The sequence below is a fragment of the Streptomyces sp. NPDC052064 genome (genome assembly GCF_055585925.1).
The window spans coordinates 13,178-33,963 of sequence record NZ_JBVJJE010000011.1; the positions used below are offsets into that span (position 1 = coordinate 13,178).

Annotated in this window: 19 protein-coding genes; 9 read left to right on the top strand and 10 right to left on the bottom strand. The window is 69.7% G+C overall.

Annotated elements, in window-relative coordinates; all coding sequences use genetic code 11:
- Positions 1–28 precede the first annotated feature (28 nt).
- The 6 genes from ACZ6TU_RS27760 (at position 29) to ACZ6TU_RS27785 (ending at position 5,570) form a co-directional block, all read left to right on the top strand.
- Complete coding sequence (locus tag ACZ6TU_RS27760; RefSeq protein WP_469551833.1) at positions 29–460, top strand: Zn-ribbon domain-containing OB-fold protein; 432 nt, start codon at positions 29–31, stop codon at positions 458–460.
- Positions 461–519: 59 nt separating this feature from the next.
- Positions 520–1,767 carry a CaiB/BaiF CoA transferase family protein gene (locus ACZ6TU_RS27765; protein ID WP_469551835.1) on the top strand — a complete coding sequence of 416 codons (1,248 nt, stop codon included), beginning with the start codon at positions 520–522 and terminating at the stop codon, positions 1,765–1,767.
- Between the two features lie 64 nt (positions 1,768–1,831).
- Positions 1,832–3,007, top strand: coding sequence for an acyl-CoA dehydrogenase family protein (locus ACZ6TU_RS27770; RefSeq protein ID WP_469551836.1), 1,176 nt, complete (start codon positions 1,832–1,834; stop codon positions 3,005–3,007).
- A gap of 24 nt (positions 3,008–3,031) precedes the next feature.
- Positions 3,032–3,814 carry an electron transfer flavoprotein subunit beta/FixA family protein gene (locus ACZ6TU_RS27775; protein ID WP_467677236.1) on the top strand — a complete coding sequence of 261 codons (783 nt, stop codon included), beginning with the start codon at positions 3,032–3,034 and terminating at the stop codon, positions 3,812–3,814.
- A 35-nt stretch (positions 3,815–3,849) separates the two neighbouring features.
- Entirely contained in the window at positions 3,850–4,815 is a 966-nt protein-coding gene (locus ACZ6TU_RS27780; RefSeq protein WP_469551838.1) for an electron transfer flavoprotein subunit alpha/FixB family protein, read from the top strand.
- A 155-nt stretch (positions 4,816–4,970) separates the two neighbouring features.
- Positions 4,971–5,570, top strand: a complete 600-nt coding sequence (locus tag ACZ6TU_RS27785) for a hypothetical protein (RefSeq protein WP_469551840.1) — start codon at positions 4,971–4,973, stop codon at positions 5,568–5,570.
- Positions 5,571–5,837: 267 nt separating this feature from the next.
- Here the strand turns inward: ACZ6TU_RS27785 and ACZ6TU_RS27790 are convergent, their stop codons facing one another.
- Entirely contained in the window at positions 5,838–6,332 is a 495-nt protein-coding gene (locus tag ACZ6TU_RS27790) for a flavin reductase family protein (RefSeq protein ID WP_467677242.1), read from the bottom strand.
- Positions 6,329–7,510 (bottom strand): acyl-CoA dehydrogenase family protein, encoded by a 1,182-nt coding sequence (locus ACZ6TU_RS27795; protein ID WP_469551842.1) that lies wholly within the window; start codon positions 7,508–7,510, stop codon positions 6,329–6,331. Before ACZ6TU_RS27795 ends, ACZ6TU_RS27790 begins: the two co-directional genes overlap by 4 nt.
- A 430-nt stretch (positions 7,511–7,940) precedes the next feature.
- Between ACZ6TU_RS27795 and ACZ6TU_RS27800 the strand changes: the two genes are divergently transcribed.
- On the top strand, positions 7,941–8,897 hold the full coding sequence (locus ACZ6TU_RS27800) for an AraC-like ligand-binding domain-containing protein (protein WP_467677246.1): 957 nt from the start codon (positions 7,941–7,943) through the stop codon (positions 8,895–8,897).
- A 57-nt stretch (positions 8,898–8,954) separates the two neighbouring features.
- Here ACZ6TU_RS27800 and ACZ6TU_RS27805 read toward each other — a convergent pair whose 3' ends face one another.
- The 6 genes from ACZ6TU_RS27805 to eno all read right to left on the bottom strand — a co-directional run bounded on the left by ACZ6TU_RS27805 (position 8,955) and on the right by eno (position 15,504).
- The gene (locus tag ACZ6TU_RS27805; protein ID WP_469551843.1) at positions 8,955–9,821 is read right to left on the bottom strand and encodes a 3-hydroxybutyryl-CoA dehydrogenase; all 867 of its coding nucleotides are present in this window, start codon (positions 9,819–9,821) and stop codon (positions 8,955–8,957) included.
- A 413-nt stretch (positions 9,822–10,234) separates the two neighbouring features.
- Positions 10,235–11,143, bottom strand: coding sequence for a LysR substrate-binding domain-containing protein (locus ACZ6TU_RS27810; RefSeq protein ID WP_467677250.1), 909 nt, complete (start codon positions 11,141–11,143; stop codon positions 10,235–10,237).
- A 151-nt stretch (positions 11,144–11,294) separates the two neighbouring features.
- Entirely contained in the window at positions 11,295–12,401 is a 1,107-nt protein-coding gene (locus ACZ6TU_RS27815; RefSeq protein WP_467677252.1) for an alcohol dehydrogenase catalytic domain-containing protein, read from the bottom strand.
- A gap of 130 nt (positions 12,402–12,531) precedes the next feature.
- The gene (locus ACZ6TU_RS27820; protein ID WP_467677254.1) at positions 12,532–13,083 is read right to left on the bottom strand and encodes a carboxymuconolactone decarboxylase family protein; all 552 of its coding nucleotides are present in this window, start codon (positions 13,081–13,083) and stop codon (positions 12,532–12,534) included.
- A 43-nt stretch (positions 13,084–13,126) separates the two neighbouring features.
- Positions 13,127–14,131 carry a VOC family protein gene (locus tag ACZ6TU_RS27825; RefSeq protein ID WP_467677256.1) on the bottom strand — a complete coding sequence of 335 codons (1,005 nt, stop codon included), beginning with the start codon at positions 14,129–14,131 and terminating at the stop codon, positions 13,127–13,129.
- Positions 14,132–14,193: 62 nt separating this feature from the next.
- On the bottom strand, positions 14,194–15,504 hold the full coding sequence (gene eno / locus ACZ6TU_RS27830; protein ID WP_467677258.1) for a phosphopyruvate hydratase: 1,311 nt from the start codon (positions 15,502–15,504) through the stop codon (positions 14,194–14,196).
- Between the two features lie 506 nt (positions 15,505–16,010).
- Between eno and ACZ6TU_RS27835 the strand changes: the two genes are divergently transcribed.
- Entirely contained in the window at positions 16,011–16,604 is a 594-nt protein-coding gene (locus ACZ6TU_RS27835; protein WP_467677260.1) for an NADPH-dependent FMN reductase, read from the top strand.
- A 230-nt stretch (positions 16,605–16,834) separates the two neighbouring features.
- Here ACZ6TU_RS27835 and ACZ6TU_RS27840 read toward each other — a convergent pair whose 3' ends face one another.
- Positions 16,835–17,869 (bottom strand): LacI family DNA-binding transcriptional regulator, encoded by a 1,035-nt coding sequence (locus ACZ6TU_RS27840; RefSeq protein ID WP_467677262.1) that lies wholly within the window; start codon positions 17,867–17,869, stop codon positions 16,835–16,837.
- 186 nt (positions 17,870–18,055) lie between these two features.
- On the opposite strand from ACZ6TU_RS27840, the gene ACZ6TU_RS27845 reads away from it, so the two are divergent.
- Positions 18,056–18,835: a fumarylacetoacetate hydrolase family protein gene (locus ACZ6TU_RS27845; protein WP_467677264.1), complete on the top strand. Its 780-nt coding sequence runs from the start codon at positions 18,056–18,058 to the stop codon at positions 18,833–18,835.
- A 174-nt stretch (positions 18,836–19,009) separates the two neighbouring features.
- Here ACZ6TU_RS27845 and ACZ6TU_RS27850 read toward each other — a convergent pair whose 3' ends face one another.
- Positions 19,010–20,278, bottom strand: a complete 1,269-nt coding sequence (locus ACZ6TU_RS27850) for an MFS transporter (RefSeq protein ID WP_467677266.1) — start codon at positions 20,276–20,278, stop codon at positions 19,010–19,012.
- Between the last annotated feature and the right edge of the window lie 508 nt (positions 20,279–20,786).

Genomic DNA, 20,786 nt, shown 5'->3' on the forward strand with positions numbered 1-20,786 from the left:
GTCATCGAACTGAGCGCAGGAGGTCGTGATGCTCCACACGGACACCCGTGAAACCACCGAGTGCGGGGAGTACGAAGCGGCTGCCGCCACCACGACCGCGCCCGCCGTGCCGGCCGCACCGGCGGCCGGCCACGAACTGTTCTTCCAGCGGTGCCTCTGGTGCGGCACCCCCGCCTACCGCCGGTCGTTCTGCCGGGCCTGCGGATCCACGGCCTTCCGACGCGAGCGCAGCGCCGGCTCCGGAGCCGTCGTCCGCCGAACCGGCCACGCTCCGCACCACACGTGGTTCGTCGCGATGGACGAAGGCTTCAACCTGCTCTGCCAGGTCACGGGGACGGCGCCGGTTGTGGTCGGGATCGGCGCCAAGGTGAGGGTCGTACGGACTGCCGCCCCTGTCGGTCAGGGCCTGCCCGTCGTCGAGCTCACCCACCCGGCGATGTCTTCGGAGCGCTGGTGGTGAGGGCTGACAGCTCGGACGGAGCGGTGTTCGCAGGCCGGTACGACGAGAGAGGAGGGTGCGTGGGCACCCAGTACGACGCGCCGGACGAATGGGTCGGCGTCGGCCGCGAAGGTGCGGGGCGCGGTGCGCTGGAAGGGCTGCGCATCGCCGACTTCTCCCGGATTCTCGCAGGGCCCTACGCCACGATGCTCCTCGCCGATCTCGGCGCCGAGGTGGTGAAGGTGGAGAGGCCGGGTTCCGGGGACGAGACCAGGGCCTGGTGCCCGCCGGCGGATCACGACGGCACCTCTACGTACTTCCTGAGCGTGAACCGGAACAAGAAGTCCGTCGCCTTGGACCTCACGACCGAGGCCGGTCTGGAACAGGCCCGTGCCCTGGTCGCCGAGTCCGACGTGCTGGTGGAGAACTTCCGTCCCGGCACGATGGAGCGGCTGGGGCTCGGACCTCGCGAACTGCGCGCCCGGCACCCGGGGTTGGTCTACTGCTCGATCAGTGGCTTCGGCAGCGGTGCGGGTGCGGCGATCCCCGGATACGACCTGCTCGTGCAGGCTGTCGGCGGTCTGATGAGCGTGACCGGAGACGCGGCCGGGGAGCCGGTGAAGGCCGGCGTGGCACTCGTCGACGTGATCACCGGCCTGCACGCCTCGCTGGGCGTCCTGGCAGCCCTCCGGCACCGGGACGCCACCGGGGAGGGCCAGTTGGTCGAGGTGAACCTGCTCGGCTCGCTGCTGTCGGCCATGGTCAACCAGGCGTCGGCGTTCGCCGTCGCCGGCGTGGTGCCGGGCCGCCTGGGCAACGCGCACCCCAGCATCGCCCCGTATGAGACCTTCCCGGCCGCCGATCGTCCGATCGCGATCGCGGTGGGCAACGACCGGCAGTTCGCGGCGCTCGCCGAGGTCGTCGGGGATCCCGGTCTCGCGCTGGACGACCGCTTCCGCACCAACGCCGACCGCGTCGCCCACCGCGCCGAACTCAAGGACCTGCTGACCGAACGGCTGGGGGTCGCCGACGCCGACCACTGGTCGGCCGTCCTGCTGGCCGCGGGCGTGCCCGCCGGACCGGTCAACACCCTCGACGAGGCATTCGCCTTCGCGGCGAAGCTCGGCCTTCCCGGCATCGTCGACATCCCCGCCGCACCCGCCGACGAGGCGGAGGGCAGGCCCTTCCGTCAGGTCGCGAGCCCCATCGCGCTGAGCGGCACACCCGCGCAGTACCGCCTGCCGCCGCCACGCCTTGGTCAGCACACCGCGGACATCCTCGACCGTCTTTCCGACTCCGCCACCGAACCGGAGGGGTCGGTCACATGACCGATCCCCGCCTCGACACCAGCACCCTGACCTCACCCAACACCGTCACCGCCAGGAGCCCACGATGAGCCGCAAGCCGCTGAAGGACCCGCTCGATCTGCTCGACTTCTCCTCCACCCTCACGGACGAGGAACGGGAGATCCAGGCCACCGTCGCCAAGTTCCTCGCCGACCGGGTGCGCCCGCACCTCGGCGAGTGGTTCGAGAACGCGCACTTCGCCCGCGAACTCGCCCCTGAACTTGGAAAGGTGGGCGTACTCGGCATGCATCTGGAGGGATACGGCTGCGCCGGCACCAACGCCGTCTCCTACGGCCTGGCCTGCCTGGAGCTTGAGGCGGCGGACTCCGGTTTCCGCAGCTTCGTCTCCGTGCAGGGATCGCTGTCGATGTTCTCCATCTGGAAGTGGGGTTCGGAGGAGCAGAAGCAGGAGTGGTTGCCCCGGCTCGCCGCCGGTGAGGCGATCGGCTGCTTCGGCCTGACCGAGCCCGACTTCGGCAGCAACCCCGCCGGGATGCGCACGCGCGCCGTCCGCGACGGAGACGACTGGATCCTCAACGGTTCCAAGATGTGGATCACCAACGGCGGCATCGCCGACGTGGCCACCGTCTGGGCACAGACCGAGGACGGCGTCCGTGGCTTCCTCGTGCCGAGTGGCACCCCCGGCTTCACCACGCAGGACATCAAGCAGAAGATGTCGCTGCGCGCCTCGATCACGTCCGAGCTGTACTTCGACAACGTACGGCTGCCGGAATCGGCTCGGCTGCCGCTGGCGGAGGGCCTGCGCGGACCGCTGTCCTGCCTGAACGAGGCCCGCTTCGGCATCCTGTTCGGCGCGGTCGGCGCCGCCCGTGACTCGCTCCAGGCGGCCATCGAGTACGCCGACTCGCGCGTGCAGTTCGACAAGCCGATCAGCGCCTTCCAGCTCACCCAGAAGAAGCTCGCCGACATGAGCGTGTCCCTGGGCAACGCCGCACTGCTCGCCGTCCATCTGGGCCGGCTCAAGGACCAGCACCGCATCCGGCCCGAGCAGATCAGCGTCGGCAAGCTCAACAACGTGCGGGAAGCGATTGCCATCGCGCGCGAATGCCGCTCAGTGCTGGGTGCCAACGGCATCTCCCTGGAGTACTCGCCGCTGCGCCACGCCAACAACCTGGAGTCGGTGATGACCTACGAGGGCACCAACGAGATGCACACGCTGGTCGTCGGTCAGGCGATCACCGGATACCCGGCGTTCCGCTGACCGCCCCGGCTAAGGAAGACGACCGTGAACATCGTCGTACTCGTCAAGCAGGTCCCGGACACCGGAGCCGAACGCACCCTGTCCGCCGACGACCACACCCTTGACCGCGAGGGCGCCGACCTGGTGCTCGACGAAATCAATGAACGCGCCGCGGAAGAGGCCCTGCGGCTGAAGGAGTCCTCGGGCGCCGAGGTCACCGTCGTGTCCATGGGGCCCGACTCCGCACTCGACGCCATCCGCAAGGTTCTGGCGATGGGTGCCGACCGTGCGATCCACATCTGCGACGACCGGCTCCACGGCGCCGACGTGGTGACCACCGCCAAGGTGCTGGCGGCCGCCGTGCGAACGGTGGAGGACGTCGATCTGGTCCTGGCGGGCGACGCGACCACCGACGGACAGGCGAGCGCGGTCCCCGCCATCGTCGCCGACCTGCTCGGTCTGCCGCAATTGACGCATGCGCGCGAACTGGACGTGGACGGGGGAGGCGTGCGAGCCGAACGCGAGACCGACAGTGGCGAGGCGACGCTGGAGGCATCGCTGCCCGCGCTGGTCAGCGTCACCGAGAAGATCAACGAGCCGCGCTACCCCTCGTTCAAGGGGATCATGGCCGCCAAGAAGAAGCCGGTGGAGACGGTCGACCTCGACGACCTGTTCCCCGACGCGGATGACGCCGGGTTCCGAGTGACCCGCACCCGCGTGGTGGAGGCCGTCCCGCGTCCGGCCCGGGCCGCAGGGATCCGTGTCGCGGACGACGGTTCGGCCGGCCGGCAGCTCATTGAACACCTGATTGCCCAGAAGCTCCTCTGAATCGAATCGCTCCGCAACAAGAAGCAGGCACCCCCATGCCCGATGTCCTCGTCCTCGTCGACCACGACGGGGAACGCGTCCACAAGTCCACGTACGAACTCCTGGCCGCCGCACGGCGGTTGGGAGACCCGGCCGCGGTAGTCGTGGGAACCCCCGGCACAGCGGCCCGCCTCGCGGAGTCCCTGGCCCGGCACGGCGCCACAACCGTCCACGCGGCGGAATCCATCGACGCGTCCGAGTTCCTGGCCACGCCCGCTGTCGATGCCCTTCAGCTCGTGGTTGGGGAAGCCTCTCCCGCCGCTGTTCTGGTCTCCGCGACGACGGACGGCAACGAGGTGGCCGGGCGTCTCGCCGCGCGGCTGGACGCCGGGCTGCTGACCGACGCGGTCGACCTGGACTCCTCCGGGGTGGCCACCCAGATCGTCTTCGGCGGGTCGTACACCGTGCGCTCGCAGGTCACCCACGGCGTACCGGTGATCACCGTACGCCCGGGGGCCTTCGAACCGGAGGAGCGTCCAGGGCAGGCCGTGCAGCGGACGCTCGCCCTGCCGGCGGCCGACCCCGCCGCGTCGGCCCGTGTCACTGCCAGGCGCGCCGCACCCGCCGGCGACCGGCCGGGGCTCACCGAGGCGAGCGTCGTCGTCTCCGGCGGCCGTGGTGTCGGGGGAGCGGAGGGCTTCAAGGTGGTGGAGGAGCTGGCCGACGCCCTGGGCGGTGCGGTGGGCGCCTCGCGCGCCGCGGTCGACGCCGGGTACTACCCGCACCAGTTCCAGGTCGGTCAGACCGGAAAGTCCGTCTCCCCGCAGCTGTACGTCGCCCTGGGGATCTCCGGGGCCATTCAGCACCTCGCCGGGATGCAGACATCCAAGACGATCGTCGCCGTCAACAAGGACCCGGAGGCCCCGATTCTCGGCCTCGCCGACTACGCCGTGGTGGGAGACCTGTTCGCGGTGGCGCCCCAGCTCACGGAGGAAGTGGCAGCCCGCCGCTCAGCCGGCTGACGTGGTGCGCCGTCGGCTAGGGAGCGGGGGGTGCTCGGCTGGGCGGTGGCAGATCCTCCAAACCCCCCGCACAAAGGCCGGCCCGCCGAGCAACTGCCTGCGACAAAGCCCAACCCGCCCCGGGCCAGCCACCTCGACGAAGCGATGACGTACCCATGCCCACTGACCATGCCTGCCAGAGTGCGGCTGAATCGGCCGCACAGGCCCTCGACTCACTCCGTCCCTTCCTCCAACCCGACTCTCCACCAGGAGCGGGTGGGTTCGACGACTGGGCGACGGGAGCGGCGGCACTGCTCGTCGTTCTCGCCGGCCTTCAAGCCGATCGGCCCGGTGAGCTGACACTGTGGCACGCCCGCATCGGCGATCAGCTCCACGAAGCCCTCGGCATGCCCGTCGCCGGGGCCGAGGGGCTCCGGCCGCTACTCCGTTCACGGAGGTGGGACGCTCTGGCCGCTGTGCAGCACAAGGCACGAGAGCTGCTGACCGATCTGGCGGGCGTCGGCCGCCCGGAGCGGCCGGTCGAGCTGTCGAGACAGCTGGACCTGGTGGAGGACGCGTGCGCCGGGGCCCTGCGGCGGATGGCTGTCCCGCCGGAGGCGGCAGTGCGATGCGCCGCGGCGTTGGCGGAGGCCGCCGGTTCCCTGTTCGGTCTGCACCCCGCCCCGCCGCCCCGCTACACCCCGCCTCCACCCGCGGCCGCACAGGCCACCGCATCGCCCCTCCCGCCCGACTGGACGACGAGCATCCTGTTCTAGTGCCGTGGCAGGCAACGCTCGCCCCGTCGCGACGCCCGGCACGCCCTCTCGCCGTACCGGACGACAGCCCAAGTACGTCCAGTACGAGGACTTCCGGCCGGCACGCCGAGAGCACGCACCGGACGCCGCTCCTTGACGGACAAACGTTGCCTGCCACGGCACTAGCTGCCGCAGCGCCGCCAGTGCGGGAAGGCGGCGGGAGCTCCTCGTCCTGGGTTGCGTGCACGGAGCAGGCCGGGGAGCTTCCGCGGGCCCGTCAACCGGTCGTCATGCGGCCAGGCGCCGGAAGCGGCTGCCGTGGAAGACCAGCGGCGCACGGTCGGGTTCGGCCTTCAGGCCGTGGATCTCCAGCACGACGATGGTGTGGTCCCCTCCGGGGAACTCCGCGTGAAGCGAGCAGTCCAACCAGAGGTTGGCATGGCGGATGTACACGCTTCCGCCCTCGCCGGCCTCCCAGTCGACCTCCGCGAACCGGTCCCCGCCCTTTCCGGCCAGTGAGCGGCAGACCAGGTCCTGTCCCTCGGCCAGCACGCTCAGGCCCAGACGGCTCTGCCGGCGCAGCTTCGGCCAGGTCGACGAGGTGTCCTGGACACAGACCGACACCAGAGGGGGGTCGAGGGAGACCGGGGTGAACGTACTCGCGGCCATGCCCACCGGCGTACCGGAGTCGAGCGCGCACAGGGCTGTCACCCCGGACGGGAAACAGCCGAACGCCTGGCGCAGCACGGCGGGATCCATCGGTGTCGCGACGAGCGGGCTCATCCGGTGACCTCCTGACCCGACAGGACCGCGCCCAGGCGACGCATCGAGCCGTTGTTCCCGGCCACATGCTGGGAGACACAGCGGACATCGCGCCAGCGACGCTGCAGGGGGTTGGAGCTGTAGAGCCCGGAGCTGCCCGACAGCGTCATGATCTCGTTGAGTATCCGGATGCCCTCGTGATGGATGTGCTGATGGCTGCCGGTGTAGCCGAACCACTCGGCCGGGGCGGGCTCCTCTCCCGCCAGGGCCCGGTCCATGACCGTACGGCCGGTCCGCTCCAGCAGGGCGTTGAGCGCCGTCGTACGCAGGTACAGCTCCGCGAACCTCTCCTGGAACACCGGATCCTCCCCGATGACCACCCTCGGGTTGAACGCCGGCCGCTTGGTGGCGGCCAGTTCGGCCAAGTCGCCCAGCGCACCCTCCAGGCAGCCGACGATGACGGCGTCGTGCGAGGCGCCCGTGGCCGTGTACGGCAGGTTGTAGAAGGGAGCGGGGATGTTGTTGCCGCCCGACAGAGGGCCCGTGAAGCGCTCCGGCACGAAGACGTCGTCCATGGTGAAGTCGGTGCTCTGCGTGGCACGCAGGCCTACCGCGTCCCACGTGTCGAGGAAGGTCACGTGCTCGGGGCGGATCAGCGCGACGCGCATGTCGGGGCGCCCGTCGGGCAGCGGGGGCGCGCCCTCGACCACGAAGCCCGCGAGCATCCAGTCGGGTGTGAACGAGCCGCTGGCCAGCGGCCAGCGGCCACTGATCCGGTAGCCGCCCGCCACCGGCGTCGCCGTCCCCTTCGGGGCGATCGCCCCACGGAGCATCAGGTCGGCGCCGTCGCCGAAGACCTCTCTCTCAAGCGTCTCCCGAGGCAGCGACCGCACGAAGAACCAGGCCATCGAGGCGGCCTGAACGGTCCAGCCGGTCGACCCGTCGGCCCGTGAGATCTCGCGGATCACTCGTGCGCTCTCCACCAGGTCGAGCTGCGAGCCGCCCCATGCCGTGGGCAGGCTCATGCGGAACACGCCGACGCGACGCAGGGCCGTGATGATCTCCGCGGGGACCGACCGAGCCGCCTCGGCCTCGGCCGACCGCGCCGCGATCTCGGGCAGGTGCGCGCGGACACGGCCGAGCACGCTGTCGTCGGTTGCCCGGTCGGAGGGTGCGGGCGGCTGGAGGAATGTCGTCATGATGTGTCCTTGTGAGTGCCTGCGGTCGGAGACGACCGCCGGTGGCTGAAGGGGGAATCCCGGGTGTCGCTGGTTGCGAAACGTTGTGGCGAAGCACCTTCCGGGCCGCGTGGGGCGGTCGGGATGTCGGCACGGCCGCTCCTGCGGGAGGTGGAGGGCGGTCCAAGAGCCGCCGACGCGTCCCGTTCACTGCCCGAATGATGTGGGGCGGAGCACAGGCCCCGCTTGTATGCGGGGGCACAGGTTTTTGCTTGGCTGAGAACAGCTCCTGGGCGGCCACGGCGGAGGAACGTCCCGCAAACGTGGTCGGTCGCAGAGCGGGTCGGACATCGCCCGGAGTGTCCTACACTCCGGCCAGGAGGAGGGCCGGGCCGGTCCGCTTCCGCACCCCGGGGGCCGGATGGGCCGGGAGGAGAGCAGAATGCCCCGGATGACGACGCCGAGCGATGCCACGGCCGGCGAGAGACTGGAATCCTGGCGGGACGCCGTCAGCCGGAGTCTCGTGCCCATGGCGGTCCTGCCGCGTGAGTGCTCCGACTTCCGCGCTTCGCTGCACGCCGCGCAGGTGGGCCAGGTACAGATGTCGGTCATCACGGCCGAACCGCACGGCGTCGCGCGCACCCGACGGCACATCGCCTCCGACGCGCCCGACCTCCTCCAGCTCACGCTGCAGCTCAGCGGGCAGGGAGTGCTCACCCAGAAAGATCGTCAGGCCCAGGTGAGTCCGGGCGAACTGGTGGTCTACGACACCCGCTCGCCCTTCACGTACGACCTGCGGCAGTCCCACACCGGCCTCGTCCTGATGTTCCCCCGCGCCATGCTGCGCATCACGGAACGTGATCTGGCGCGGGTGACGGCGACACCGGTGCCATGCCACGACGGGCTCGGCCAAGTCGTACAGCCTCTCCTGTACGGGCTGGCGCGGCAGATGGCACACCTGGAGTCCTGTGGCACGCCCCGGCTCGCCGACCACGTGGTCGGCCTGATCGGAGCCCTGCTCGCGGAGCAGGCGGGCGCGGACTGGAGCACCGAGGAGGACGGCCCGGGCGTGCTCACCCAGCGCCTCCTCGCCTACATGGAGGAGCGGCTCGCCGATCCCGGGCTGAGCCCCGAAGGCATCGCGGCCGCCCACCGCATCTCCCGCCGCTACCTGTACAAGTTGCTGGCCGCACAGGGACACACCGTCTCGGGCTGGATCCGGGAACAGCGTCTGGAACGGTGCCGCCGCGACCTCGCCGATCCGGCCATGGACCACCTTCCGGTCGGCGCCATCGGCGGACGCTGGGGCTTTTCCGACCCGGCCCACTTCAGCCACGCCTTCAAGGCGGCCTACGGCATGAGCCCCCGGGCTGCGCGGGCGGCTGGACGACGGCGTCAACGGCCGTAGTGCGAGAACGCCGTCGTTTTGGGGCGGCCGGTGCCCTCAGGCCACCTCGTAGTTCCCTCAGGCCGCCTGGTAGTTGAAGAACCCCTGTCCCGACTTGCGGCCCAGCAGGCCCGACTCGACCATGCGGCGCAGCAACGGGGGCGGCGCGTACAGCGGTTCGCGGTACTCCTCGTACAGGGCCTCGCCTATCGCCGCCACCGTGTCCAGGCCGATGAGGTCGGCGAGGCGCAGCGGGCCCATGGGGTGGGCGCAGCCGGCGGTCATGGCCGTGTCGATGTCCTCGGCCGTCGCGGTGCCGGAACCGACCATGCGCACCGCTGCCAACAGGTAGGGAATCAGCAAGGAGTTGACCACGAATCCTGCGCGGTCCTGAGTGACGATCGTCTTCTTGCCCAGGGTCTCGGCGGCGAAGGCGCGTACGCGCTGTTCCGTGGCCTTGGAGGTGTGCATCGAGGGGATCACCTCGACCAGCGGCATGGCGGGGACCGGGTTGAAGAAGTGCAGGCCCACCACCGCCTGAGGACGTCCGGTCACGGCCGCGAGCCGGGCGATGGGGATCGAGGACGTGTTGCTGGCCAGCACGGCGGACGCGTTGGTGACCACCTTGTCCAACTGCTGGAACAGCTCTGTCTTGGCCCGCTCGTCCTCGACGGCGGCTTCGATCACCAGGTCAGCGCCGGACAGCAGGGAGAGGTCGGCGGTGACCGAGATTCCGGCGAGGGCGTGGGCGCGGTCTTCGGGGCCGATGGCGCCGTGCTTCTCCGCCTTGAGCAGTGAGTCGGCGACGCCCGTCAGCCCGGCGCGGGCCCTGTCCTCGGTGACGTCGCACAAGGTGACGTGCAGCCCGGCCCGGGCGCAGACCTCGGTGATGCCCCGGCCCATCTGCCCGGCGCCGACGACGCCCACGTGCTTGATCGATGTCATGTGCTCCTCCGCCTGTTCCCGCGTCCGGCGGCGGTTGGCCGACGCCGTGACGGTCTGTGCTGCGGTGTCGAGACTAGGCCGGGGATAACCCCTCTGACCTGCTCTGATGATGCGTTTTCCGCGCACAAACATGCGCCGGTCCGGTGTCGGTCCGGAGCGTCGAGAGGAGCCGCCCCGATCACGACCGGGACGGGCACTGCGGCCGGGGCGCGAGGACGGGGAGGAGGGCGCGGGCATCGAGGCGGACGCCCTCCGGGAGAGAGATGATGGAACTGCTGAGGCCCCCTGGACAGACCGCGGACCCGCCCTCCCGGTCGGCGCGGCGTTTCCGCCGGCCAGGGGCGGGCCCCAGAGGTGCCCAGGCGCCGGCCGGGCGTCGGCAGGTGGCCGGACGCCCGCCGGAAGCGGCGGTATCAGCCGGCGGTGACAGGGGTGGCAGCCGCCTCCCGCAGACGGCGGATCACACCGCGCACCGCGGGTGAGGTCTCGCCCCTGCGGAAGGCGCCGACCAGACTGGTCGTCAGCGCCACGTCGGCCAGCGGACGGTAGGCCACGCCCGGAATCTGGACGCGGCGCAGCGAATCGGGGACCAGGGCGACCGCGAGACCTCCGCCGACCATGGTCAGAGCGGCTATGAAGTCCCGTACCGGGGGAGCACACCGCGGGCTGAAGCCCCCTCGCTCCGCCACCTCGAGGATCTGGTCGCGGCAGCCGTACTCCTCGTCGAAGTGCGGGGCGACGAAGCACTCGTCGCGCAACTGTGCCGCCGGTACCGCCTCGTAGGCCGCCAGCGGGGCGCCGGCCGGCAGGGCCAGGACGACGTCCTCGGTGAGCAGGCGGGTGGCCGTGACCTCGGGCGGGTACTCCGGCCTGAAGCGCAGGAATCCGACGTCGACGTCCCCGCAGACCAGCGCCTCCAGTTGGGCGGGTGTCTCCAGCTCGCGGACCTGGACGGTCAGTTCGGTGCCGGGAGCGGCGCAGCGGGTGAGGACGTCGGTGAGCACGCCGGAGAACGCGGCCGAGGCGACGTAGGCGATCTGGGCGTGACCCAGTTCTCCGCGACCGGCGCGCCGGCCTATGGCCTCGGCCCGAGCGGCCTGGGCGAGGGTCAGCCGCGCCTCTTCGAGGAACAGCAGCCCGGCACTGGTGAGCGCGGGGCGGGTACGCCGTCCGCGGTCGATGAGCCGCACACCGAGGTGTGACTCCAGTGCCCTGACCTGGGCGCTGAGAGCCGAGGGGGCCAGGTGCAGACGGTCGGCCGCCCGGGCGAAGTGCAGTTCCTCCGCGACGATGACGAACGATTCCAGCCAGCGCAGTTCCATCGGCTCCTCCATCCCGCTGGGCCCGCTCCGAGGAGGGAACGGGCTGGGCGTACGGCCTGTGGTGAGCACACCCCGCGGCGCTCGTCAGGGCAGAACAGGATCGCCGCGGGGTGAGTATGGGGTGGGGGCCGTCGGCAGCATGGCCGGCGGTTCAGGGGATGACGACGTAGTTGCTGAATCCGCCGTCGCGGTCCTCGAGTCCCGAGATCGCCTCGTTGACCCTGGCCAGCGGGAAGGGCTTGGTCTGCAGGTACGACAGGTCCAGGGCGCCGGTGGCCACCATGTCGGCGAGTTCCTGCCCCTGCGCGGTGGAGAACCAGTTGGAGCCGATCAGCTGCACTTGTTCGTCCATGAGCCACTTCACGTCCACGGGCAGCCGGTCGGCGACGCCGCCGACGTTGACGACCCTGCCACCGCGGCGGACGCCCTGCATGGAGTCGAGCATCGTCTCCACCGGAGCCTTGGCGCCCAGCGCGCTGATCACGTAGTCCGCGCCCTCGCCGCCGGTGCGGGACTTGGCCCACTCACCGGTGGAGCCGTCGCCGAGCCGCATGACCTCGATCCGCTCCGGGTCCAATTCCCGGACCCGCTTGAGGAGTTCCTCGTTGCGGCCGGTCCCGAGGACCCGGGAGGCGCCGGAGGCGAGCGCGAGCAGGGTCGACGCGACACCGAGGGTGCCGGTGATCCCGTCGATGAGGGCGACCTGGCCGGGGCCGGCGGCGGCGTTCCTGAGGGCGCCGTAGGACGTGCCGATGTAGCCGAGCTTGCCGGCCTGCTCGAACGTCATGTTGTCGGGGAGGTTGACGATCGAGGACTGGGGTGCGGTCATGTACTGCGAGAAACCGCCGTACGGATACAGGTCGAAGATCCGCTGGCCGTCGCGGGAGGTGCTGAAGTAGCCGTTCAGCGTGAAGTAGCGGCAGCGGCTCAGTTCACCGCCCCGGCACACCTGGCAACTGCCGCATCCGCGCAGCGGGTTGACGTACACCCGGTCTCCTGGCTTGGTATGCAGCACCGCCTCGCCGACCGCCTCGACCACACCCGCGGCGTCCAGACCGAAGATCGCGGGGAACTTGGGCAGCGGCTGGTGCGGGAACCAGGTGGGCCAGTTGTTGATCACGTTGGCCATGTTCGGCACGATCCCGCACGCCTTGACCCGCACCAGCACGTCGGTCGCCCGCGGGGTGGGCACGTCGATGCTGTCGATCGACATCGGCTCACCGAGCGCGTGCAGTCGTGCAGCGAGCATTTTCGCCATCGAAATACTCCTTGGAAATACTCCGTCCCGACGGTCGGGGGGCGGAGGAAACTTTTCTGCGACCGAGGCGGCGGACCGGCGGCTCGGCAGTCACTTCTCACGTTTTGAGGGGCCTTTGCGGCGCCGAGTTCTACGCTTTCGGGAAGGGATTCGGGTAATTTTCCTCTAGGTCGATGTCCAGCAGCCCCATGATGCGGACGCCGGAGTTGTACCAGGCGATGGACAAGGACAGTTCGACCATCTGCCGGTCCGTGAGCAGGTCGGCGGCGGCACGCCAGGTCTGCTCGGAGACGTCGACCTGGAGCGTGGACTCCTTGGCGAGGCGCATCACCGCCTTCTCCGTGTCGTCGAACAGGCCCGAAGACTCGAAGTCGGGCACCGCCGCGAGCTGTTCCTCGGTGAGCCCGGCCTTGAGCCCGTGCGACTGGTGGTGCGCGACCTCGTACGCGGACCGGGTCGCGTATCCGACGGTCAGGATCGCCAGCTCTCGCAAGCGGGGGCTGAGATCGGCGGCTCGCAGCGAGTTGGCATAGGTCAGGAAGGCGTCCAGCTGGGCCGGCGCGTTGGCCAGGGCGAGGAAGATGTTCGCCGTCGGTACCTTGCGTTCGGCTTCCAGCCGGTCGTACAGGGGTTTCTGTGCATGGTCCGCGTCCTCGCGGTTCAGGTAGGGCACTCGTGCCATGGTGTCTCCTCGGGTGACATAGGGGTGAAAAGGCCGGGCCGGGTCAGGGGGCGGACTGCTCCAGCAGGAAACGTTCGAGTGACATCGGCTTCGGCAGCTCGGCCGGCGGGATCAGCGGCGCGCCGACGAAGGGCGACGCCTCGAAGTACCACTTCTCCAGGGCCGGCAGGCCCCAGCGGGCGTTGGTGCTGAGGGACGCCGCGTCCCAGCGGACGGGCTCGATCTCGGTGTCGATCGTCTGGTAGTGGCTGTTGAAGACCTCCACCCGGTGCCCGTCGGGGTCGCGGAGGTAGGCGAAGAGCATTCCGCCCGGCCCGTGCCGGCCGGGGCCGCGCTCCACCCCGTCGCCGTAGCCGAGGATGCCCGCCCAGTCGCAGGCGGTGAAGATGTCGCGGCTCTCGGAGACGGTGTAGGCGAAGTGGTGCAGGGCGGGCCCGGTGTTCTCGACGATCGCCAGGTCCAGGCAGGTGCCCTTGCGGTACATGAAGGCGCCCAGCAGTTTGTCGCCGTGCTCCAGGTACTCCGAGTTGCGGAAGCCGAGCTCGCTGTAGAACGCGCACAGCTCGTAGGTGTCGGGCGCGAAGATCTGGTAGTGGTCCAGCCGCTGCGCGTGGGCGCCCTTGTAGGACGCGAAGTCGATGTGCAGCCGAGGCCGGGTCTCCATGTGCGCGCACAGTTCGAGCGGGGTGCCGATGGGGTCGCTGACGTGCAGGGTGCGGCCCTGGTAGGGGGCGTCGACCCACTCGGCGGGCAACCCCCGCTCACGGAACCAGGCGTACGCGAGGTCCAGATCCTCGTCGAAGAAGACCCGGTAGCCGACCCGCCTGCACGATCCGGCCCCCTCCTCGTCCAGCTCCAGCACGAGGCTGTGGTGGCACGCCTCGGCCAGGCCGCGGAGGTAGCAGGTGCGTTCGTCCTCGTCGCTGACGACGAGGCCCAGCGCGTTCACGTAGAAGTTCCGGCTCTCGGCCAGATCGGCGACCGTGAGACGGACGTGACTGGAGCGGGTGATGTTGAAACTCGGGCGCAGATTGACGGGTGGCAGCATGCTGGTCTCCGTGCTCGGATCGGCTTTTGGAATGCGAATGACCTTAATGCTCCGAAGCCGATTCAGGGCCTGGACGCAAAGGACGTGGGGTCGGCGAACGGGAACGCGGACCAGCCGCTGAATTCTGCGGAATCACCGAGGGACTCCTCGATGCGCAGAACCTCGTTCCACTTCGCCATGCGCTCGGAGCGGGTGAAGGACCCCACCTTCAGCTGGCCGGCGTCCCAGCCGACGCTCAGATGGGCGATGGTGATGTCCTCGGTCTCCCCGGAACGGGCCGAGACGATCGTGCCGAAGCCGGCCTCCTTTCCGGCCCGAAGGGCCTGGAACGCCTCCGTGACCGTGCCGGCCTGGTTCGGCTTGATGAGGACGGCGTTCACCGCTCCGCCGGTGGCCGCGGCCTCCACCCGTTTGGCGTTCGTGACGAGGTAGTCGTCGCCGATCACCTGGCAGTGGCGGCCGTGGCGCCGGGTGAACTCCAGCATTCCGTCGTGGTCGTCCTCACCCACCGGGTCCTCGACGGACAGGATCGGGTACTGCCTGATCCAGCCGCCCAGCATGTCGATCAGCGCCTCGGTGTCCAGTGTGCGGTCGTCCAGCGCCAGGGTGTACTTGCCGGCACTGCCGAACTGCGCGGCCGCGACGTCCAGGGAGATGCCGACCTGGGTGGCGGGGGCGAACCCCGCGCTCTCGATGGCGAGGCTCAGCGTCTCCAACGCTTCCTCGTTGGAGTCGAAGGCGGGCCAGAAGCCGCCCTCGTCGGCGACGCCCTGGGCCTTGCCGGCGGCGCGCATCAGGCTCCCGGCCGCCCGGTAGATCTCCGCCGTCCAGTCCAGTGCCTCGGAGAAGCTCCTCGCCGCGGGGCAGACCACCATGAAGTCCTGGACGTCGACGCGGCGGTCAGCATGGGCGCCGCCGCCGAAGATCTGGATCTCCGGCAGCGGGATGCGGACCGGCCGCCCGCCCGCCAGGTGCTGCCACAGCGGTACGTCCGCCGAAGCGGCGCCGGCGTGCAGGACCGCCATGGACGTGGCCACGATCGCGTTGCCGCCGAGCCGGCCGCGGTCGGGGGTTCCGTCCAAGTCGACCAGAAGGCGGTCGACGGCCTCCTGGTCGGCCGCGTCGAGGTCCAGCAGAGCGGGCGCGATCTCGCGGTTGACCGACGCCACCGCGCGCCGGACGTCGAGTCCGCCGAAGCGGTCGCCGCCGTCGCGCAGGTCGAGCGCCTCGCCCTGCCCTGTCGAGGCCCCCGCGGGTGCGATGGCCCGCCCGATCGCGCCGTCCGCGAGGTGGACCTCGACCTCGACGGTCGGCCGGCCGCGTGAGTCCCACACCCTGCGACCGTGGAGCCTGGCGATCCGCGTGTCTGTCATGACAGTGCGACCTTTCGGAGTGAGGAGCGAGGAGTGAGGAGCGATGAGCGCGGGCCGGTGCCGGCGTCCGTGCCTGCCGTGGCGGGACGGATCGGGGGAGAGGGCGGACCCGACGGTGCGACACCCGGACCGGTACCGCGACGTCGGCATGGGAGAAGGGACGTACAGCTCTCTTCGTGGTCCCGGCGCGGCCGGCGATGGAATCCGGGCACAGGGCGATCACGGGGGTTGCCCGACCATCGCGACCGATGAATGCTAACGATAGCGCAATCCTGCGAAGAGCTGGCGGTCCTGTCAAGGGGCAGGCGGCCTCAGGCTCAGTGTGGTCGTTGATCGTTCTTGCGGCGTTGGTGCGCCTTGGAGGGAATGCTATCGTTCGCACAATCTGGTCGCCCCCCGGCAACAGATGCTCCGGCGGACCCGCACTCCTCCTGGACGGACGGACAGCACAGGCGGGCGCGGGTCCGCCGGCCCCGATCGTTGCCGACATCGAAAGAGAGCCCCCTATGGCATCCGAGCCCTCGGCAACGCCGATGACCCTCACCACAGTTGTCGCCAGCACACGTCCCGGACGTGTGGGCAGATCCGTCGCTGACTGGTTCACCGCCAGGGCCGCGGAATACGACGGGTTCGAGTCGCACCTCGTCGACCTGCGCGAACTGGCTCTGCCCTTCTACGACGAGCCGAACCCGCCCGCGCTGCGGCAGTACACCAAGAGCCACACGGTGGAGTGGAGCCGGATCGTGGACGCGTCGGACGCGTTCGTCTTCGTCACCCCGGAGTACAACGGCGGCTTCCCGGCCCCGCTGAAAAACGCTTGGGACTACCTCGTCGTGGAGTGGCAGCACAAGCCGGCCGCGTTCGTCAGCTATGGAGGGGTATCGGCGGGCACCCGGGCGGTGCAGATGGCCAAGCAGGTGGTGGCGAACCTCAGGATGCTGCCGATCGGCCCGACCGTGAGCATTCCGTTCGTCAACGAAGTCGTCGCGGACGGCGTCTTCCGGCCCGGCAAGATACACGAGACCGCCGCCGAGCAGGTGCTCGACGAACTCGCCCGTACCGCCGGCGTCATGCGCGGGTTGCGTGGCGGAACGTACTGATGACGTACTGACGTGAACCGGCTTGACCGAAGTGACCGGTGACGCGAAGGGCGCCCGGAGCGACGCGCTCCGGGCGCCCTTCGCGTCGTGCGTGCCCGCTTGCCGCGGACCGAGGGGCCGGGTGGGAGTCCGGTTCATGGACCGGGCGAGCCGGGTGGGGCCCCGCCCCCGAACCGAGGGCCCGGCAGCGCAGCCACTCCATGAATCGGGGGCCCGAGCGAGGCAGTGCCTCAGCCGCGCCCGGAGGTCGTCGTCGCCGCGCCAGGGGGTGCCGTGCTGCCGCGCAGGACGAGCGACCCGAAAGAGACCGACGTGTACGGCCCGTCGTTGTCCGGCTTGGTCTTGAGGCGGCGCATCAGCCACAGCGCGCAGCCGGTGGCCATCTCCTGGATCGGCAGACCGGTCGTGGTGAGCCCAGGCCCCCACCAGGAGAAACCCGGTTCGTCCCCGAACCCGACCACGGACAGCTCCCCGGGCACTTTCACGCCCTGTTCGGACAACTCCTCCAGCACACCCAGGGTGAGCTGAGTCGATCCCAGGACGAGTGCCGTGGGCGCGTCCGGGCCGTCCAGCAGCCGGCGCGTCGCCCGGCGGCCGTGATCCACGGACGAGGGGGGCCACAGCTCTGTGCGCCCCGCGTCGTCCGGCAGGCCGCCTTCGCGCAGGGCGCTGCGGAATCCGCGCAGCCGCTCGGCGCCGGTGGGCAGTTCCTCGGGGCCGCCCATATAGGCGATGCGAGTGTGGCCCAGCTCCACCAGGTGGGCGGTGGCCTGACGCAGGGCCTCGTGGTCGTCCACGCCGAACCACTGGGAGCCGAGGGCGGGGTGACGGCGGAGTAGTTGCAGGTGCGGCAGGGTGCGCAGAAGCTTGACGGAGTCGCCGTGCGGGCGTGCGGTGGGCACGATGATGACGCCCGCGACACGGTTGGCGGACAGTTCCCGCAGGTGGCGCAGCTCCACCATCCGGTCGTCGTCGGTCTCCGAGAGCATCAGCTGGAAGCCCTCGGCCTGCATGTTCTTCGACAGCTGATGCGCGATGGTCGAGTAGAAGCTGTTGCGGATGTCCGGGATCACCAACGCGACCACGTTGCTCGACGCTCCCCGCATCATCCGCGCCGCACGGTTCCCCACGTAACCCATCTCGGACGCGGCCTGGCGGACCCGGAACTTGGTCTCCTCGCTGATGCGGGGATCGTCGGAGAGCGCCCGGCCGACCGTCGAGACGGAAACCCCGAGGCGTTCGGCGATGTCCCTGGTCGTGATCACGTAAGCGACTCCCTCAGGCGACTGGTCCGCTGCCATTGCCTTCCGCGTGCCAACGATAGCAATCCCATCGCGCTCCAGCGGTCGGAAGACGGGGGGCATCGGAGTTGATCACTGCTTTATGCTAACGTTAGCACTACTGGAGGGGCCCTTGCAGCCGCCCGCGGCTGCCTAGTTGCGGAGGTTTCCGTGAGGATCGTCAGGTACGCCGTCGACGGTGTGCGTCACTACGGGGAATTCGAAGACGGGGACACCAGGATCGTGAGATGCGAAGGTGATCCCTTTACCGGGATGTCCCCCACGGGGGAGGTCGACGAAGTCGGTGACGTGGTCGTTCTCCCGCCACTCGAAAGGCCGCGGATCTTCGGGTTCGCCTACAACTACGCCGCACACGTCGACGAAACCGATCGGGACGTCCCGGAAGTTCCCGTGTGCTTCATGAAGCCGAGCACCGCTGTCGTCGGGCCCGGCGATGCCATCGTCTATCCGGCGGACGGTGAACTCATTCATTTCGAAGGTGAGTTGGTGGCCGTCATCGGAAAGGAAGCCCGCCATGTGAAGGCTTCCGAGGCCCATGAGTACATCCTCGGCTACACATGCGGCAATGACGTCAGCGACCGTATCGTCCAGCGCAGGGAAAGCGCGTTCGGGACGCTGCTCATCGGGAAGGGGCAGGACACGTTCGCTCCTCTCGGGCCGGTCATCGCCACCGGACTCGACCTCTCGGATCTGTCGCTGACGACCCGGGTGAACGGCGCCGTAGCGCAGTCGGCGAGCACGGCCGACCTGCTGCTTGCCGTGCCCGACCTCGTCGCCTATCTGAGCCGCTACCTGACGCTGCTGCCCGGAGACGCGATCATGACCGGAACGCCGTCCGGTGTCGGGCCGATCCGTCCCGGAGACGAGGTCGAGGTGGAGATCGAAGGCATCGGCGTCCTGCGCAACCCGGTCGTGGCCGAGAGCCGCTGAACCGCGGATGCCCACCAGGTGACCGCTCGCCAGGGCCTGTTCCACCGTTCGGTGGTGGAACAGGCCCTGTGGCGTGTCGGCGCAGGTACCTCGCCCTGCCACCGGAAAACCCGTGTCGCACCAGCCGATCGGCTGGTGCGACACGGGTTTTCCGGTGGCAGGGGGGCCGGCCCGTCAGCGGACCGCGTTGTTGAACAGTGAGGTGCGGACGAAGGCCAGGGCGGCGACGCCCACCAACGGCAGGGCCGTGACCTGCAGCAACCCGGCCCGGCTCCAGCCGAAGGAGTCCACCAGGGCGGCGAAGAACAGGCCTGAGAAAGCTGCTGTTCCGTAGTAGCTGGTGACGAAGAGGCCGGAGGCGCGTCCGATCTGCGCGGGACGGACGGCCCGCTGCATCGCGCTGTTGGTGTTCGGGTAGATGAAGCCGAGGCCGAAGGCGCCCATGAGGAAGGCGAACACGCACTGCAGGCCGACTCCGGCTTGCGTCGTGTAGATGCACACGCTGACGGCGGAGACGGCCAGCAGGCTCACGATCAGCAGGGTGCGCTGGTTGACGCGGTCACCGATCCAGCCGCCGAAGAGGGCCGTCATGCCCCCGAAGCCGAGGAGGCTCATGGCCAGTGCGGCCTGTTCGGGGGTGTAGTGCAGCGAGGTGATGAGGTACGTCGGGTAGAGGCCGAGGAACCCGTAGATGGCCACACCGCTGACGATCGAGTGGACGACCAGCGCGATGGTGTTGCGGTTGTAGGGGGAGGTCGGCATGTACTCGTAGGTCCTGGTCGAGACGGTCTTCTCCACGGAGTGCTCGGTCAGACCGGCCTTAACGAGGAACAGGGAGGCGGCGGCGATCAGCAGCCCGGCCGCGCCGAAGAGATAGAAGGGCGAGTGCCAGGTGCCGTGCGCGTTCATCAGGCGGACGCCGATGAGCGGGGCGATGAACACGCCGAGGGAGTAGCCCACCCCGATGATGCCGAAGGCGAGGCCGCGGCGGTGAGCGAAGAAGGCACCGATCGCCGCGAAGATGGCGGCGGACTGCATGCCCTCGCCGAAGCCGGAGACGACCCGGTACAGGGTCATGTCGGCGAATCCGGTCGCCAGCGGGGTGGCCATCGTGCCCAGGGAGTAGATCACGATGCTGGCCAGCAGCACGGTCTTGCGGCGGAAGCGGTCCAGCAGGTAGCCGGCGGGCAGGCCCGCCAGGGCCATGCCGAGAGTGAAGTTCGTCGCCAGCAGCCCGCCTTGCTCGAGGGAGAACCCGTACTCCGCGCGGATGGCGGGCAGCAGCGGGGGAAAGACCTGGCGGTCCATCGCGTTGACCATGTAGGAAAGGACCACCAGAAGGAAGCCGACCCCGATCATGACGCGGGAAATGGGGGGACGGCTGCTTTCCTGTGCGTCGCCGACGGGCACTGCACTGGTGTCGACTTGCGCTGCGTGAGTCATAGCGGCTCCTGAGAGGGAATGGGCCGCGGCGTGCCGCGGCGGAGCTACCACCGGTACGGGGCGCGTACGGGCGGTGACGAGAAGCGGTGAGCGGAACACGGACTCGTGCCGGTGAGGGCGAAATGCTGCCGACAACCGGCGGATCGGGGGCGGTGGGCTGCCGCGCGGTCGGACACCGTCAGCGGAATTCAGCCCGACTTCGCCCGTCGGGGACGTCCGTGGCTATGGCGTCTTCGACAGCCGGACATCGTGCGGACACTTGGTGGTCACACGGTCGGCGCTGGCAGAAACCATGAAGGCAAGCACCCGGCGCGTCAAGATGTGAGGAGAGGATTTCTTCGCCGGTGTTCGCTTTCACCAGGAGTATCGGCATTCGGGCTGTGGCAGAGGCCCGCCGGAGGGATGTCGTCCCAGGAGCACATGCCGAAACCTTGACGTCCCACAAGCCCTTGGTGCTATCGTTAGCATCGCGTGGCTATGACAGAGTGATGCGACGTGCCCCGGCTTC

Coding starts and splice junctions, on each gene's coding strand:
- ACZ6TU_RS27760 (WP_469551833.1), top strand. CDS start 29: ATGCTCCACACGGACACCCGTGAAACCACCGAGTGCGGGGAGTACGAA.
- ACZ6TU_RS27770 (WP_469551836.1), top strand. CDS start 1,832: ATGAGCCGCAAGCCGCTGAAGGACCCGCTCGATCTGCTCGACTTCTCC.
- ACZ6TU_RS27780 (WP_469551838.1), top strand. CDS start 3,850: ATGCCCGATGTCCTCGTCCTCGTCGACCACGACGGGGAACGCGTCCAC.
- ACZ6TU_RS27785 (WP_469551840.1), top strand. CDS start 4,971: ATGCCCACTGACCATGCCTGCCAGAGTGCGGCTGAATCGGCCGCACAG.
- ACZ6TU_RS27790 (WP_467677242.1), bottom strand. CDS start 6,332: ATGAGCCCGCTCGTCGCGACACCGATGGATCCCGCCGTGCTGCGCCAG.
- ACZ6TU_RS27795 (WP_469551842.1), bottom strand. CDS start 7,510: ATGACGACATTCCTCCAGCCGCCCGCACCCTCCGACCGGGCAACCGAC.
- ACZ6TU_RS27800 (WP_467677246.1), top strand. CDS start 7,941: ATGACGACGCCGAGCGATGCCACGGCCGGCGAGAGACTGGAATCCTGG.
- ACZ6TU_RS27805 (WP_469551843.1), bottom strand. CDS start 9,821: ATGACATCGATCAAGCACGTGGGCGTCGTCGGCGCCGGGCAGATGGGC.
- ACZ6TU_RS27810 (WP_467677250.1), bottom strand. CDS start 11,143: ATGGAACTGCGCTGGCTGGAATCGTTCGTCATCGTCGCGGAGGAACTG.
- ACZ6TU_RS27815 (WP_467677252.1), bottom strand. CDS start 12,401: ATGGCGAAAATGCTCGCTGCACGACTGCACGCGCTCGGTGAGCCGATG.
- ACZ6TU_RS27820 (WP_467677254.1), bottom strand. CDS start 13,083: ATGGCACGAGTGCCCTACCTGAACCGCGAGGACGCGGACCATGCACAG.
- ACZ6TU_RS27825 (WP_467677256.1), bottom strand. CDS start 14,131: ATGCTGCCACCCGTCAATCTGCGCCCGAGTTTCAACATCACCCGCTCC.
- eno (WP_467677258.1), bottom strand. CDS start 15,504: ATGACAGACACGCGGATCGCCAGGCTCCACGGTCGCAGGGTGTGGGAC.
- ACZ6TU_RS27835 (WP_467677260.1), top strand. CDS start 16,011: ATGGCATCCGAGCCCTCGGCAACGCCGATGACCCTCACCACAGTTGTC.
- ACZ6TU_RS27850 (WP_467677266.1), bottom strand. CDS start 20,278: ATGACTCACGCAGCGCAAGTCGACACCAGTGCAGTGCCCGTCGGCGAC.